Origin of the sequence: Aeoliella mucimassa (genome assembly GCF_007748035.1) — a bacterium.
Lineage (GTDB): Bacteria > Planctomycetota > Planctomycetia > Pirellulales > Lacipirellulaceae > Aeoliella > Aeoliella mucimassa.
In genome coordinates this window covers 5,919,938-5,934,332 of the sequence record NZ_CP036278.1, presented here as the reverse complement: position 1 = coordinate 5,934,332, position 14,395 = coordinate 5,919,938, and the positions used below count along the sequence as shown (strand labels likewise).

Sequence of the window (14,395 nt, the reverse complement as noted above, 5' to 3'; positions counted from 1 at the left end):
AACACAGATCACCTAGACACACGCTTACCAAGAAGCAGGACTCCCAAGCCACCGACCAACAGCAACATGCAGCCAGTAGCAGGCTCGGGAACCTGATGGGTAGCAACCCACTCGGCCGCCTGCTCGCGCACCGCACCATCGAGCCCTTTATTGAAGAGCAGATAGACCGGTTCGGCCGGTTCCAGGCCTGCCATCGATAGCTCCATTGGCAGCAAGTAGAGACCGTCTTGCGAATCGGAACCTCCCTCGCCTGCGAGTTCGAAGAGCAGATGCTGATGCAGCGAGCCAGTACTTGAGGTCGTGGCAATTGGGAAACCATGCAAGTCGGTCGATTGCTCATCCACGAACAACTGGTCGACACTGCCGGTGATGCCTAGCGAGTGCCCAGTGGGTACTTCGCCAAATTGCACGTCGCCGATGCCATCCCAATACCAGAGCGTTTGACTTTCGGAACCACCTGAGAGACGAACCGCAGGCACTGAGAACTCGACCTGCTCGCTTCCAGGCAATCGCTCGATTCCAGTGGGTAGTAGCGCCTCGTTACCGAGCGCCCCAAAGCCTGGGGCGGTAGCCCCCCAGCCATCGACCCACAGAGCAAGGTCTTCGCTGAACACGCGCTGCCCCATGCTGGCCGAACTAAAGTCGGTCGCACCGGTAACTAGCTTCGACTCCTGACGTGCAATTAGCACGTCGGTATGGGCATTGGCAGGCGCCGCGATGGCCCCCACCAGCATGGCACCCACAAGGCACCACTTGCCTATCACACAACTTAGGCGCATGAGCACCCTCCTTTCTTGAATGAACAAACAAACAAACTCGCACCCGCGCACAGCGGTAGCGGAGACCGCGCAGCAGCGGGTCGACAATCAACACAGAAGGCAAGCGGCTATCCAAACAGGCATGCCAGGACGTAGCTATCTAGCGCAGCAGAGATCACATGCTTTTACACTATCTCTAACCAGACGCATTCATAGCGACAAACGCAGGCGCTGCTGCGATAGAGACGCGCGCAGGACGCCGCTCACCTAACAGAATGGACACTCCCCAGACCGAGATCGCGAAACACCATGCGTATATACCCCTGCAAAACAAGGACTATTCGCGAGTTGCGCTGCTGGGCTAGGCGTAGCACTGCGCCGGTGGACCTCGAGGCACGCAGACCCGATGAGGAGCCGTATAGCACGGGCTATCGTAGCCGCTATAGGCCGGGTGCACGACGATGGTTTCCATCGCCCAAGAATCGCTCGTGATAACTCCCGACTTCAGTTGCCCCATGACCATACAGGTAGGGCAGTCGGTGCATTTCAGACTACCTGGCGTCGACTTCAACGCTGGGCCATCCCCCTGGAAGGCTTTCGCAAAGTCACAAGTAGTCTCTTTGCACCTCTGATGAAAAAAGCAGTTGCACGAACTCGAGTCGGCCGTTTGACTGCAATCACAACACCCGCTGTGCGTGTGGAACAGATGTCCAAACGTAGCAATAAAGACATAGGCCGAGGCAAGGCCTAGCGAGGTCGTCTTGTGCAACCAAGAATTCACGGCAAAGACGTTACAATCGAGAGAGTCAAATCAATGGTGGTAAACCCACTAGATCGCCATTATTCACTCTCGATCACCCGACCGCAAGATACGTTTACTAAAAAAGCCGTGAGGCGTGCGCGCTCACGGCTTTCTGTGGATCCCTGTTTTACATGGCAGCCACATCGGGTAGCCGAGTGCCTTTAGGCCAAGGCTGCTTTTTGCTTGTCGGTGAGTTCTTGGATGCCCTTGCTGCAGACGGCCAGTAGCGACTGCAGTTGCGCGGCGTCGAAGGTGCCTCCTTCGCCGGTGCCTTGGACTTCGATGAACTTACCGCTGCCGGTCATGATGACGTTCATGTCGACTTCGGCGGTGGAGTCTTCGGAGTAGTCGAGGTCGAGCAACGTTTCGCCCGCGACGATGCCGGCACTCACCGCGGCGACCGAATCGGTCAGCGGCCAACGCCCTGCGGGCGAGAACTCCTCGCAGGCGGCCAAGGCGTCGTGCAGCGCGAGGTACGCGCCGGTGATGCTGGCAGTGCGGGTGCCGCCGTCGGCCTTGAGTACGTCGCAGTCGACGGTAACGGCCAACTCGCCGAGCACCTTTTGGTCGACAATCGCCCGCAAGCTACGACCGATCAATCGCTGGATCTCGGTGGTGCGACCATCCACCTTCTTGCGATCGCGCTGCTTGCGCGGCGAGGTGCTGCCGGGCAGCATGTTGTACTCGGCGGTTACCCAGCCTTTTCCTTTGCCGGCCAGCCAAGGGGGCAAATCGTCGGACACGCTGGCAGTGCAGAGTACCACCGTGTCGCCGGAGCGGACGAGCACGCTTCCAGCAGCGTTGGCGTAGAAACCGCGTTCGAAACTAACAGTGCGAAGTTCGTCGGCCGCGCGGCCAGCGTTGCGTGGAGGCATGATTGCTCGGGGGTGCGAGGTTGGTAGGTCGAGTTCTATTCGCTGGTCAGCAGCCAGACGAGAATGCCCTTTTGAACGTGCATGCGATTGCCAGCTTGCGGCACGATGACGCTTTGCGGGCTGTCGATCACCTCGTCGGTGACTTCCTCGCCGCGTTTGGCGGGCAGGCAGTGCATGAACACCGCACCGCTCTTGGCTGCGCCCATCAGCTTGGCATTCACCTGGTAGTCGGCGAAGTCCTTCAGACGCTTGTCGCGTTCGCCTTCCTGGCCCATGCTGGCCCACACGTCGGTGTAGATGGCGTCGGCTCCTTCGACGGCCACGAACGGATCGGTGGTTTCGATGATCTCGGCATCGGGCGATTGCTCGCGGACCCGGGCGATCACGTCGGCCGGCATCTCGTAGCCCGGCGGCGTGCAAATGCTCATCTGCATGCCGACCTTCGCACAACCGCGGGCCAGGCTCACGGCCACATTGTTACCGTCGCCAACCCAGGCCAGCTTCCGCTTGGCCAGCGTGCCAAAGTGCTCCTTCAGCGTGTACAAGTCGGCCAGGGCCTGGCAGGGATGGGCCAGGTCGGTCAGTCCGTTCACGACGCAGGCCGACGAGTACTTGGCGACCTCTTCAACCGTGCTGTGCTTCTTGGAACGCACGACGATCACGTCGACCATTTCGCTCAGCACGCGAGTGAAGTCGGCGATGCTCTCGCGCTTGCCGAAGCCGGCGTCTTCGCCGAGCATCAGGCTCCCACCACCCAAGTGCACCATGCCCGACTCGAAACTCACGCGGGTGCGTAGCGACTGTTTCTCGAACAGCAAGGCCATCATGCGGCCGGGCAGGATCGCTTCGCGGATGCCGGCTTGGAACTTGGTTTTCAGGTCCTCGGTAATGGCATAAATGCGCTCGATCTCGGCCGAGCTAACGTCTTCGAGGGTTACGAGGTGTCGCATGGTACGTTCCAGTTCAACTGGCGACGCGTAGCTGCGTCGCGCGATGGGTTGGGTGAGCCACGACGGTTGGGCTCAGTTCAGGTTCTTCAGTACGTCGATCAGGATGTCGCAGCCTTCATCGGTTTCGGCGTCGGTAAGCGTCATGGCGGGCAGCAGCCGCACCACGTTGCCTTGCGTGCAGTTGATCAGCAGGCCTTTCTCCATGGCCGCTCCGACCACCGCGGTGGCGTCGACCGTCAGTTCGAGACCGATCATCAATCCCTGCACCCGCAACTCGCGGGCGTAGTCGAGCTCGTCGACCAGCGGCTGCAGCCGACTGCGGAAGCGTTCGCCGAGCTCCTTGGTTCGGGCGAGCAGGTTGTCGCGCTCGATCATTTCGATGGTCGCGATGCCGGCCCGAGCGGCGATGGGGTTACCGCCGAAGGTGGCCGCGTGCATGCCAGGTCGCAGGCTGGGGGCGATTTCGGTCGTGGTCAACATGGCCGCGCCGGCGATGCCGCCGCACAGGCTCTTGGCCAGGGTCATGATGTCGGGGGTGACGCCGAAGTTCTGGTAGGCGAACCACTCGCCGGTCCGACCGCAGCCAGCTTGCACTTCGTCGAACACGAGCAGCAGGCCGTGCTCGTCGGCCAGTTGCCGCAGGCCTTGCAGGAATCCGGCAGGAGGGATGCGAATGCCCCCCTCGCCCTGGATCGGCTCGACCATGATGCCAGCGGTTTGGTCGTCGATGGCGTCGCGCACTGCGTCGAGATCCCCAAACGGCACGTACGTAAACCCTGGCAGCATCGGCCCGAGATCTTCGTGGTACTTCGGCTGCGCCGTAGCGGTGACCGCACCGAACGTGCGGCCGTGGAATCCCCCCTCGAAGGTGATGATCTTGTACCGCTCTTTGGGCGTATGGAGTCGCACCAGTTTGATCGCGGCCTCGTTGGCCTCGGCACCGGAGTTGCAGAAGAACGCCTTGCCGTCGAAGCTCCGCTCGCTGAGCAGCTTGGCCCACAACCCTTGCGACTCGAAGTGCCAGGTGTTCGGCACATGAATCAGCTTGGCGACCTGCTGCTGCACGGCTTCGACCACCGGCGCGGGGCAGTGCCCTAGCAGGTTGCAGCCCCAGCCTGGAAAGAAGTCGAGGTACCGCCGCCCGGCGTCGTCCCACACCCAGGAGCCTTCGCCGCGGACGAGCGACACCGGAAACCGACGATAATTCGGCACTACGTACCGATCGAACAATTCCGACGTGCTGGGCGACATGGTGGTGGACACGGTAGGGGCTCCTTAAAAGTAACACAAAGTTCGATGGAACTCGCGATGGCACTTGGTAGGTCCGACGCGAGCGGTTGCTGGCAGAACAAATTGATTGTGGGTTCTGCCGACCACATTTCGCAACAACGAAGACATGCCGACGACGAGCGAAATTACTCGTCAGCAGCAACCCATCCGAAACGCTAGTGATGAATCGAGATCGGGCCGTAGCGGTCAGCGGTAGAAGAAATCGGGACGCGTCAGATCGCGGTGACGATTTCGGTACCGATGCCGCGGTTGGTGTAGATTTCGAGCAGCAGCGAATGGCGGAGTCGGCCGTCGATGATGTGGATTTTCTTGACGCCTTTTTCCAGTGTTTCGAGGCAGGCCTGCACTTTGGGAATCATGCCCGACTCGATCACCCCCTTCTTAATCAGCTCGCTGGCCGCTTCGGCCGTGAGCGTGTGGATGAGCGATTCGGGATCGTCTTTGTTGAGTCGCACGCCGTTGACGTCGCTGAGGAAGATCAGCTTCTCGGCGCCCATCGCCTGGGCGACGGCCATCGCTGCGGTATCGGCGTTGACGTTCAGCAGTTGGCCATCCGCGGTTTTGCAAACCGAGGGAATGATCGGCACCTGCCCGGCATAGCAAAGGTTGTCGAGCGCGTCGCGGTCGACGCTGGTCACCTGACCGACGAAGCCGAGGTCGATTTCTTCGCCGTTTTCGCCAGCCAGCTTGAGCGGCTCGCCGAACAGCACGTTATTGTCGGTCTCGCCGTTGGGGTTGAGCGGCATCGCCCGACCGCCGAAATCTTCGATCCGCTCGGCGATCATCTCGTTGACCTCGCCAGCGAGCACTCGCTGAACAATGTCGAGCGTGTCCTGATCGGTGTAGCGACGACCTTGAATGAACCGGGGCTCGAGCTTGGCTTCGGACATCGCCCGCGAGATGGCGGCTCCGCCGCCGTGGACGACGATGGGCCGCATGCCGACGGTTTCCATGAACACGATGTCGACCAGCAAATGCCGGAGGGCATCGGCGTCTTCCATCACACTGCCGCCGAGCTTGATGACCGTGATGCTATCGCGGAAGCGACGGATCCAGCCCATCGCCTCGATGAGGGTATCGGCCTTTTCGATCGCTTCTCGCACTTTCATCACTTAACTTTCGCGGCGTATGCATGAACGTGAAAGCGGCACACTGCCCACTTTCGACGAAACCCTCCGATTAAACTTCTTTCTCGTCGATCCAGCTCATCATGCGACGAAGCTCACGACCGACTTGTTCAACGGGGTGATTACGCTCGCGGCGGCGAGTGGCTTTGAAGCCTGGTGCGCCGGCTTTGTTTTCCAGAATCCAGTTGCGGGCGAAGGTGCCGTTTTGGATCTCTTCGAGGACCTTCTTCATTTCCTTCTTGGTCTCGTCGGTCACGATCCGCGGACCAGTGCTGTAGTCGCCGTACTCGGCGGTGTTGCTCACGCTGTAACGCATGTAGTTGAGGCCGCCCTGGTAGAACAGGTCGACAATCAGCTTCACTTCGTGCATGCACTCAAAGTAAGCCATCTCGGGCTGGTAGCCGGCTTCCACCAATGTCTCGAAGCCCGCCTTGATCAGTTCGCTCAAACCGCCGCACAGCACGGCTTGTTCGCCGAACAGGTCGGTTTCGGTCTCTTCGGCAAACGTGGTGCGAATCACCCCACCACGGGTACCGCCGTTGCCCTTGGCGTAGGCCATGCCCACCTTGAAGACGGTAGAGGACTCGTCGGACATGTCGTCGTCGCTGGCAGTGCTACCGGCTACGCGAGTAGCGATAAGCGAAGGGACACCGCCGCCAGTCACGAACTCGCTGCGCACCAGATGGCCAGGCCCCTTGGGAGCGACTAGCAACAGATCGACACCCTTAGGGGGTTCGATCAGGCCGAAGTGGACGTTAAAGCCGTGCGAGCACATAAGGATGTTGCCCGGCTCGAGGTTGTCGCGAATGTCTGCCTTGTAGACGTCGGCCTGCACTTCGTCCGGCAGCAGGATGTTCACCACATCGCCCTGCTTGGCGGCTTCGGCGGCGCTGACCGGCTCGAAACCGTGCGACTTGGCCAGATCGTAGTTTTCGCCACCAGGACGCTGGCCAACCACTACCTTTACGCCGCTGTCACGCAGGTTCTGGGCGTGGGCGTGACCTTGCGAACCGTAACCAATGATGGCGACGGTCTTATTCTTCAGGTGGGCCAGATCGGCATCGGCGTCGTAGTAAACTTTGGCGGCCATGTTGTTCGGTTGCTGAGTGGGGTGAAATGGAAATAGAGGGAAAAGCACTCTAGGGTCGGCAGCTCCGCGAGTCGCGACTGCCTTACTCGGCTGGCTTATGCGTGCCAACGGCAGGACGGATATTGCCGGCTTTCGCCGGGCGGTCGATCGAGCGAACCATCGCAATACGCCCCGTCCGCACGAGTTCGCTGATGCCAAAGGGACGCATCAGGTCGATAAAGGCCTCGACCTTGCGCTCCTGGCCCGAGATTTCGATGATCATTTCGTCGGGCGCGATATCGACAATCCGCCCGCGGAAGATCTTGGTCAGCTCGCGGATTTCATGGCGATGGTCGCCAGTGGCGGCGACCTTGATAAGCATCAGGTCGCGTTCCACGAAGTCCTTCGCGCTGACGTCGGTCACTTTGACGACCGTCACGATCTTCTCGAGCTGCTTCCGTACCTGTTCTAGCACGCTATCATCGCCGACTACCACGAAGGTCATCCGCGAGAGTAACGGATCTTCTGTCTCGCCAACGGCAAGACTGTCGATGTTATACCCACGCGAAGCCAACATGCCGGCCACATGGGCCAGTACGCCAGGAACGTTTTGAACAACGGCAGATAGGACGTGTCGCATGAAACCAGGTCTCAATTAGCGGCAGTGAAATACGCAGAATCCATGAGTTTATCCACCTCAACCGGCCCCCGCAACCGGCTAGAGGGACCCAGGTGGGGAGGACCGCACCCTTTTTCTCGGGAAACAGCCCTCCAGCATGCCCGCCAGGACGCCGACAAACAAGCAGAGGTTCGCTAGCAAATGACAAACGATCCGACGTTGCGGAACTCCCGCCAGGCTGCTACCCTCCGCGGCGCGTTTTTCTTCGGTTTTCCAAGGACAAAAATGCGATCTGGTTCGCCACTGACACTCCTGATCTCGCTACTGCTGCTGGCCGCACAGGCTGGCTGCGTGAGCTGGCGATCGCTGCAGCCGGTGCCGCCGTCGGTGTCGCACGGGCGGCGATTGGCCCGTCAAGGCGTCGCGGCCATGGAAGTAGGGCAGTGGGACGAAGCCGAGGAGCTACTTCGCGAGGCGATTGAAAAAACCCCCGACGATCCCGAGGCTCGCTGCAAGCTGGCCGAAGTGCTGCAACGTCGCGGGGCCAATGCCGAGGCCCTGGAGCATATGGCCGTGGCATCGCACTTGGACGCGGCCGATCCCTGGACCGCGGTGCGAGCGGGCGAATTGCTGCTCGAAGCCGAGGATGCCGACCGGGCGATCCAGCAGGCCAATCGGGCGATCCGCCTCGACCAGTCGCTCGCGGCCGCCTGGACCCTGCGGGGGCAAGCCTACGCGGCGCAAGGCGACACCACCCGCGCAATGGCCGACATGCAGCGGGCGTTGCTGCTAGCTCCGAACGAAGCAGGGCTGCTGCTTGAATCGGCCAAAATCTACCACCAGCGCCAGCAGCACCATCAGTGCCTGGCCACACTGCATCGCCTGCAGGATGTCGTCGGCCCCGGCGGAGAATCGAGCGCGATGCTCGAACTCGAAGGGCGCACCTACCTGGCCTTGGGGCGACCAAGAATGGCCACCGAGCGACTCGCCCTGGCCGCCGAGCGGGGATCGACCAATCCCGAGCTGCAAACGCTGCTCGCCCAGGCCCAGCAATCGACCGTGGAGCTAAGCCAGTTGCCCAAGACTCCCGGCGGCGGACAGCGTCTGTAAATCGTTACGATCGCTACAACTGGCCAGCGAGTTTCGATTTGACGGCACCGCGCGTTCTGGCTGCTTTCGCTGCATAAGAGGTGACCTAGATTTGTGGTACAGACATGATGGGGCCGACTCTGCATAGAGCAGCAGGCTCCCCGGATCGTTTCATCCGCACGCCACCTGCCAGAAAGGACTCCCCATGAATCCCGTTCCTATGGTCGATACCACTCCGGACACACCTCAGGAAGCTGCCACCTTCGTCGACCGTCGTCGCAGTGTTCCGGCGGGGGATGCCCCGGTGCGTGAACGCCGACAGTTTACGAACAGCCACAGCGAGTTGAGTGCCGATGCGGCCGAACTGGCCCGCGCAATCGACGAATACAAGGCTCGTCATCGTCGCCGGTTCATCAACTACGAAGAAGTACTGAGCGTCGTCAAAGAGCTTGGTTACTCGAAGTAGCGGCAAACTCGCTTACGCACTGCTTGTGTGAGAAGGGTGAGCCCTATTACAGCCAACAGCCCCCCGGTGGGCTCTGGCACTTGAGAGGCCGTCAGTCCGCTGGCGGCATCCAAGGTGTTGCCAAACTGCAGACGCCATAAACGATAGTCGCCAAAGTCGACTCCAGCAGCGCCGTCTCCATTGCCGGCAATCGCGTGTTCGTCGGCGACCCCCAGATTGTCGCGCCAGACAACGTAGTCGGCCAGGTTCACGGTACCATCGTCGTTGAAGTCGCCAGGTAGCGACGCGACTTCGCTTGTGTATTCGATGCGGGCGCGTTTGAGCGAGCCCCCTGGCTCGGCGTACTGAAACACCAGATCGCCCGCGAGCCGCTCCACATCCACCGGCACGCCCAACCACCGCGACTCGCCTGCAGCCAAGGTGGTGTTGCCGAGCAGGAAGTTCTCTACCAACAATTGGCTCGACAGCACACTGGCCTGGGCTTCGTCCCAGGTTTCGCCGATGCCGGAGCCATCGCCGGAAGCGTCGACCTGCTGATCGCTCAGCGAGTACCATCCGCTGGTTCCGTCGTAGTCGTCTACGAGCAATGCACTGTCAGTTGGGCTATCGATGCGATAGTAGTCGAGCGAGATCGCGGTGCTTCCGTTGTTACGAATCCGCACTTCGCCGGTTTCGGTGTTCACGACTAGCGACAATGCCGACGCGTAGGGGTTGAGCAGGTCGTCGACCGCAAGGGCAACGTCGCTGATGCGAACGTCGTCGAGATAACCTTGCACGCGGTCACGATGTTCATCGTCGTACATCCCGCGGAGTAGCGACCAACTGTATGCCGGCCCCGAGTTGCCTTCCTGGCCCGACTCGTCGAGTGCGGCCATCGCCCGGTTGCTTGATCCGCTCGCCGTGAGATCATAAGCCGCGTCGAGGTTGCCATCGACGTAGATACGCAGCGAGTCGCCATCGCTGGTCGCGGCCACGTTGTACCAAGTATCGGCTTCGACCGTGGTGCTGCCATCGAGCAGATGCTGGTAGCCGGCCGCGTCGATGTAACGAATGCTGAACACGTTGCCCGAGGTCTTCTGGAAGTACAACGGCGCGGCCGCGCTATCACCCGACGCGAATGCCTGCCCGACGCCATCTTTGCCGACCATGGTTTGATAGCCACCCAGGCTCGTGAATCGCACCGACGCTTCGATGGTCCACTCGGCAAGCTCACCGACTGCAATACCGGAGCGGTCGAGATCGCCAGCGGTGGAAAGAGAGGGATACGATCCCCCGTTCTGCACGCTGAACTGGCTGCCGGTGAGACTGCCGGCCGGAACCACCTGGCGATAAATGCCAGTGCCCCACCCGTCGCCGAAAGCCGACAAGTGATTGCTGTTGCCCGAGAGGTCGGGCACCGCGTCCTGATGCACCCCGTCGGCAGTGGTATGCGTGATGTACTGCCCATCGACAACCGAGCCAGTTGCGAGATCTGACTCGAAGTCCCACCACGCGAGGGTGGTAGCCGCGAGCCGCGGAGCACCACAAGTCAGCGCGATCCAAGTGCATAGCACCAGACAAGCGGGACGCGCGAACGTACTACGAGTCGAGAGGTTCATGCCTGAAGCAAGGGGGGAGAAGTGTCTGTTCCAGCAATTCCATTATCGCAAAAATGTTTATGATTACTATGCCTGTGCGGGGACTTTGCTTAGAATAAAGTCATACAGTCCCCTCTCCTCGGCAATGCGGACCCGATGCTCCTCAAGTGGTTCCGTGGTTGAATCCGTAGGTCGCCAGCCGTTGTGCTGGCCGCAGAAAGCAAGCGAAACCGTGAGCACTTCTCGTTTCTGGATACTTGGCCTGGCACTGTTCGTGTTGGCCGCTCCCGCTGCGCAGGCGGAACCAATGGGATACGTGTTCTCCTACTTCCAAGGGGGCTGGCCGGTTGGTGGGCACTCGGGCGTGTTCATGCAGAGCAGCATCGACGGGCTGCAATTCTCCGACATGAACAACGGCGACGCAGTGTATGTTCCGCCGAGCAGTTGGGGCGATGGCTCTAATACCAACACCAACGACGAAGACCAGGCCCGCGACCCCTCGGTGGTGTACGGCCCCGATGGCCTGTTCCACATGGTCTGGACCTCCGGCATCACCACTCGCACGATCGGCTATGCGTCGTCGCCCGACTTGGTGAACTGGAGTAACGAGCAACTCATTGAGATCTGGGACCAGAGCACCGTGGTCAACCACACCTGGGCGCCGGAGGTGTTTTACGACGAGGCGAACGCCAACTACCAGATCATCTTTGCTTCGGATCTGGACAACGGCGACCATAAGCTCTACTCGATCACGACCACCGACTTCGCGAACTACAGCGACCCGAGTTTGTATTACTACAACGGGGCAACAGTGATCGACGCCATGATCGCCCACGATGCCGAGAACGGTCAGTACCTGATGGCAATCAAGGACGAACAGAACGGGCAAAAGAACATCCGTCTGGCGACTTCGTCCACCGCCCAGGGACCTTGGACCACCGACAACCCGATTATTGTCGGCCCTGGTTCGGCGATCGAAGGCAACGCGACCGAAGGCCCATCGCTGCTGAGAGTCGACGACCGCTGGCTGATGTATTACGACGCATACGGTGCTGGCTACTTTGGCGTCGCCGCGACGACCGATGCCGATCCCACCAACGCATCGTCGTGGGTGAACCTGACGAGCGAAGCGAACCTGCCGAGCGGGCATCATGGCACCGTGTTCGCCGCGCCGATCTCGGCGATCTTCGACTCGCTGGCGTTTTCCGCGGCCGACCTGATCGACGACGATCAGATCGATGTGCAGGACTGGCTCGCCTTTCAGGAGTACCACCTGACCGACCTAAGTGGTTTGACCGCCGCCGAACAAGCCGCACGCGGCGACCTGAACGGCGACGGCCTGAACGATCAGAGTGACTTCCGCTTGTTCAAGTCGTACTACAACGACTACTACCAGGCGATGGACCTGGCCACCGCGGGGCAAGACTCGTTCGCCGCGATGCTCGACTCGCTCGCCGTGCCTGAACCAACCAGCACCCTGCTCGCGCTCTTCGGCCTGGCGGCGGCTTACGTCTGCGGACGCAGGCTACTCTAGCGGGCGAGGGCTTCCTGCTTGTCGGCGGTCCAACGCGGCACCGGCATCAACCGGCGGACCCGCCGCTGGTAGTCGCGGTAGTCGTCGCCAAAATCGGCCACGAGATCCCGCTCTTCCAACGCCAGCCCAATGAAAATGTAGGTGGTCAGTCCGATCGACAGCAGCAGATGCGATACCGACATGAAGGGAGTCACCCAAATGCCGATCAACACGCCGAGCTGAATGGGATGACGCACTAGGCTATAGCCCCATCGATCGTTAAACGCGGGTGGGCTCGCGGTGCGATTCGTCGCGTGGGCAAACGCTTGCTGCAGCCCAAACATCTCCTGATGGCTGAGCATGAACGTCGCCGCGACGGCCAATGCCCAGCCCGACCACTGGAGTGTGGTTAAGAGCGTGCTCACGAGCGGAAAATCCACCTGCCATACCACGCCAGCAATCGGCTGCCAGCCAAAGCAAAGCAACAAGGTCACCACGCCCGACAGCAACACGTACGTGCTACGCTCGGCCGCGGCGGGTAAGTAGTTGGCGAACAAGCTTTTGAACGACTTGCGGGCCATCACTGAGTGCTGCAAGCCAAAGAGCAACAGCAGGCCCGCATTCACAGCCAGTGCCAAAGGTAACGCGCGGGTTGGCTCGGCATCGATGCGATACGGCACCGCAAACCCACCGACGAACAACATAAACGCTGTCAGCCCCGCCAAACCAACAGCGTAACCAAGCAGGCTGTATGACACGATTGCGAAACGGCTCATCTGAGACCTCCATTGTTAAAGGACGCATCTCATACGGGTCGACCTACGAGCTGTTACAGACGCCTCGTCGCGTTTTCATCAAGGACTGCTGTTTCAGGGTGTTTCGCCGATCTTCCAGATGTCGCGTGCAACTCGCAAGTACTGCTGCCAGTCCCACAATGTCAGGTTATGGCGGCCTGGACGAATGTGGTAACTCGTGCATCCTCGCGTAACCGGCTGGCCGAGCACCGGCATCGTATCGCTGGTATCCAGACTCTCGGAGCCGATGAGCTCGAAGGCCGGGCTGGCGTTCACCAAGCCGAGCCACTCGCCGCGGGGGTCGGCCCACAGGTCGTCGCCGGCGCTCGCCACGTAGACGTTGCGGGGAGCACACAAAGCGATGAGCTGGTGTTGGTCGATCGGCAATTCGGCGACGCGATCGCCATACTCCTGCAGTTGCGGGCAGAACCAATAATCGAAAGTTCGACTTATGATGTTGACCGTTTCGCCGTATGCACGTCGCGACAAAGCGGCCCCCATGCAGCCCGAGTTGTTGGAGATCACTAGCGAGAATCGAGGGTCGCAGGCGCCGGTCCAGAGGGCCGTCTTCCCGCCCCGCGAGTGCCCGATGATCGCCGCGCGTTCGGCATCAACCAATGGATGATCGCTAAGCGAATCGAGCACGCGACTCGCTCCCCACGACCAGGCAGTAATCGCGCCCGGTGCGTCGGCCGCCCGCGGACCTTCTGGCAACACCACGCTCAACACTCCTTCGCGAAAGTGCTCCGGGTTGTCGGGCGCAACGTGGCTATGGTGGAACACCGCGACCGCGCAGCCCGCTTTCAGAATCTCCGGCACTGGCAAAAACCCGATGAACTCTTCCCCTTCGGGCGACGAAAGCTCGGGATCGCGATTGTTGATCATCACAAACAGGGGACTCTGCTGCGATTGCTTCGCGTACAGCACGTACTCGAAATCGAATTCTCCTCCTTCCAGGGTCGCGGTCACGCGCCGGCGCTCCCTGACGCCACCTGGCACCGAAGCGAGCGGAGCGACTTCGATTGTTTCCACTTCGAGCTTCGTAGGAGCCGGAACCGCCTGGCCGTACGCGTTGTTGCGGAACACATCGAGCAGCGTTTCGCGGCGATCGTTCCATGCTTGCTGCTGCTCATCTTTTGGAGCCTGGCGATCGATCTCCCCAAGCACTTCGGGCAGCGTGTAACTCGGCACGTGATCTTCTCGCACTTCAACGTCGGTGCGAGTGGCGTAGCCACGGACGGTTTCAGGCCTGGCGATCCAGGTGGCCGGTTCGTCAGCCGATGTCGAAGGGCAGGGGAGGAGAGTGGTTCCCACCAGAATCGCCCCCATCGCTAAACCATGAAACCGCGAAACAACGCTTGCACCGATCATCAGAAAAGGCTCCTACCTACGATTGGATCAAGAAAAGAAGAGGCCAAAAACACAACCGGCCGAAGGATTAATCCCTCGGCCGGTCGTAGTCTATT

13 protein-coding genes are annotated in these 14,395 nt (G+C 60.6%); 3 read left to right on the top strand and 10 right to left on the bottom strand.

Translation table 11 applies throughout. The features are described 5' to 3' along the window. Positions 1 to 8: 8 nt before the first annotated feature. From Pan181_RS23370 to ilvN, 7 genes are all read right to left on the bottom strand, one after another. Positions 9 to 779 (bottom strand): hypothetical protein, encoded by a 771-nt coding sequence (locus Pan181_RS23370; RefSeq protein WP_145250931.1) that lies wholly within the window; start codon positions 777 to 779, stop codon positions 9 to 11. A 942-nt stretch (positions 780 to 1,721) separates the two neighbouring features. Next, positions 1,722 to 2,435 (bottom strand): ribonuclease PH, encoded by a 714-nt coding sequence (gene rph, locus Pan181_RS23365; protein WP_145250928.1) that lies wholly within the window; start codon positions 2,433 to 2,435, stop codon positions 1,722 to 1,724. Between the two features lie 35 nt (positions 2,436 to 2,470). Then, a complete protein-coding gene (argF, locus tag Pan181_RS23360) occupies positions 2,471 to 3,385 on the bottom strand; it encodes an ornithine carbamoyltransferase (protein WP_145250925.1) in 915 nt (304 codons plus the stop codon). Positions 3,386 to 3,457: 72 nt separating this feature from the next. Beyond that, positions 3,458 to 4,648, bottom strand: coding sequence for an aspartate aminotransferase family protein (locus Pan181_RS23355; protein WP_231943684.1), 1,191 nt, complete (start codon positions 4,646 to 4,648; stop codon positions 3,458 to 3,460). Between the two features lie 239 nt (positions 4,649 to 4,887). After that, a complete protein-coding gene (gene argB / locus Pan181_RS23350; protein WP_391483969.1) occupies positions 4,888 to 5,784 on the bottom strand; it encodes an acetylglutamate kinase in 897 nt (298 codons plus the stop codon). 70 nt (positions 5,785 to 5,854) lie between these two features. Beyond that, a complete protein-coding gene (ilvC, locus tag Pan181_RS23345) occupies positions 5,855 to 6,892 on the bottom strand; it encodes a ketol-acid reductoisomerase (RefSeq protein ID WP_145250922.1) in 1,038 nt (345 codons plus the stop codon). Positions 6,893 to 6,974: 82 nt separating this feature from the next. Beyond that, positions 6,975 to 7,511, bottom strand: coding sequence for an acetolactate synthase small subunit (ilvN, locus tag Pan181_RS23340; RefSeq protein ID WP_145250919.1), 537 nt, complete (start codon positions 7,509 to 7,511; stop codon positions 6,975 to 6,977). Between the two features lie 264 nt (positions 7,512 to 7,775). Here ilvN and Pan181_RS23335 point away from each other — a divergent pair, with 264 nt between their 5' ends. Together Pan181_RS23335 and Pan181_RS23330 are read left to right on the top strand one after the other, a co-directional pair. Then, positions 7,776 to 8,600 carry a tetratricopeptide repeat protein gene (locus tag Pan181_RS23335; protein WP_197528632.1) on the top strand — a complete coding sequence of 275 codons (825 nt, stop codon included), beginning with the start codon at positions 7,776 to 7,778 and terminating at the stop codon, positions 8,598 to 8,600. A gap of 184 nt (positions 8,601 to 8,784) precedes the next feature. Further along, the gene (locus Pan181_RS23330) at positions 8,785 to 9,045 is read left to right on the top strand and encodes a hypothetical protein (RefSeq protein WP_197528631.1); all 261 of its coding nucleotides are present in this window, start codon (positions 8,785 to 8,787) and stop codon (positions 9,043 to 9,045) included. Here the strand turns inward: Pan181_RS23330 and Pan181_RS23325 are convergent. Then, positions 9,033 to 10,643, bottom strand: a complete 1,611-nt coding sequence (locus Pan181_RS23325) for a LamG domain-containing protein (protein WP_145250913.1) — start codon at positions 10,641 to 10,643, stop codon at positions 9,033 to 9,035. The two genes, Pan181_RS23330 and Pan181_RS23325, sit on opposite strands and share 13 nt — an antisense overlap. Positions 10,644 to 10,854: 211 nt before the next feature. Between Pan181_RS23325 and Pan181_RS23320 the strand changes: the two genes are divergently transcribed. Beyond that, on the top strand, positions 10,855 to 12,156 hold the full coding sequence (locus Pan181_RS23320) for a glycoside hydrolase family 43 protein (protein WP_197528630.1): 1,302 nt from the start codon (positions 10,855 to 10,857) through the stop codon (positions 12,154 to 12,156). On the opposite strand, the gene Pan181_RS23315 is transcribed toward Pan181_RS23320, so the two are convergent. Next, positions 12,153 to 12,911 (bottom strand): methyltransferase family protein, encoded by a 759-nt coding sequence (locus tag Pan181_RS23315; protein WP_145250907.1) that lies wholly within the window; start codon positions 12,909 to 12,911, stop codon positions 12,153 to 12,155. The genes Pan181_RS23320 and Pan181_RS23315 overlap by 4 nt on opposite strands. A 93-nt stretch (positions 12,912 to 13,004) precedes the next feature. Further along, the gene (locus Pan181_RS23310) at positions 13,005 to 14,300 is read right to left on the bottom strand and encodes an alpha/beta hydrolase family protein (protein ID WP_145250904.1); all 1,296 of its coding nucleotides are present in this window, start codon (positions 14,298 to 14,300) and stop codon (positions 13,005 to 13,007) included. Between the last annotated feature and the right edge of the window lie 95 nt (positions 14,301 to 14,395).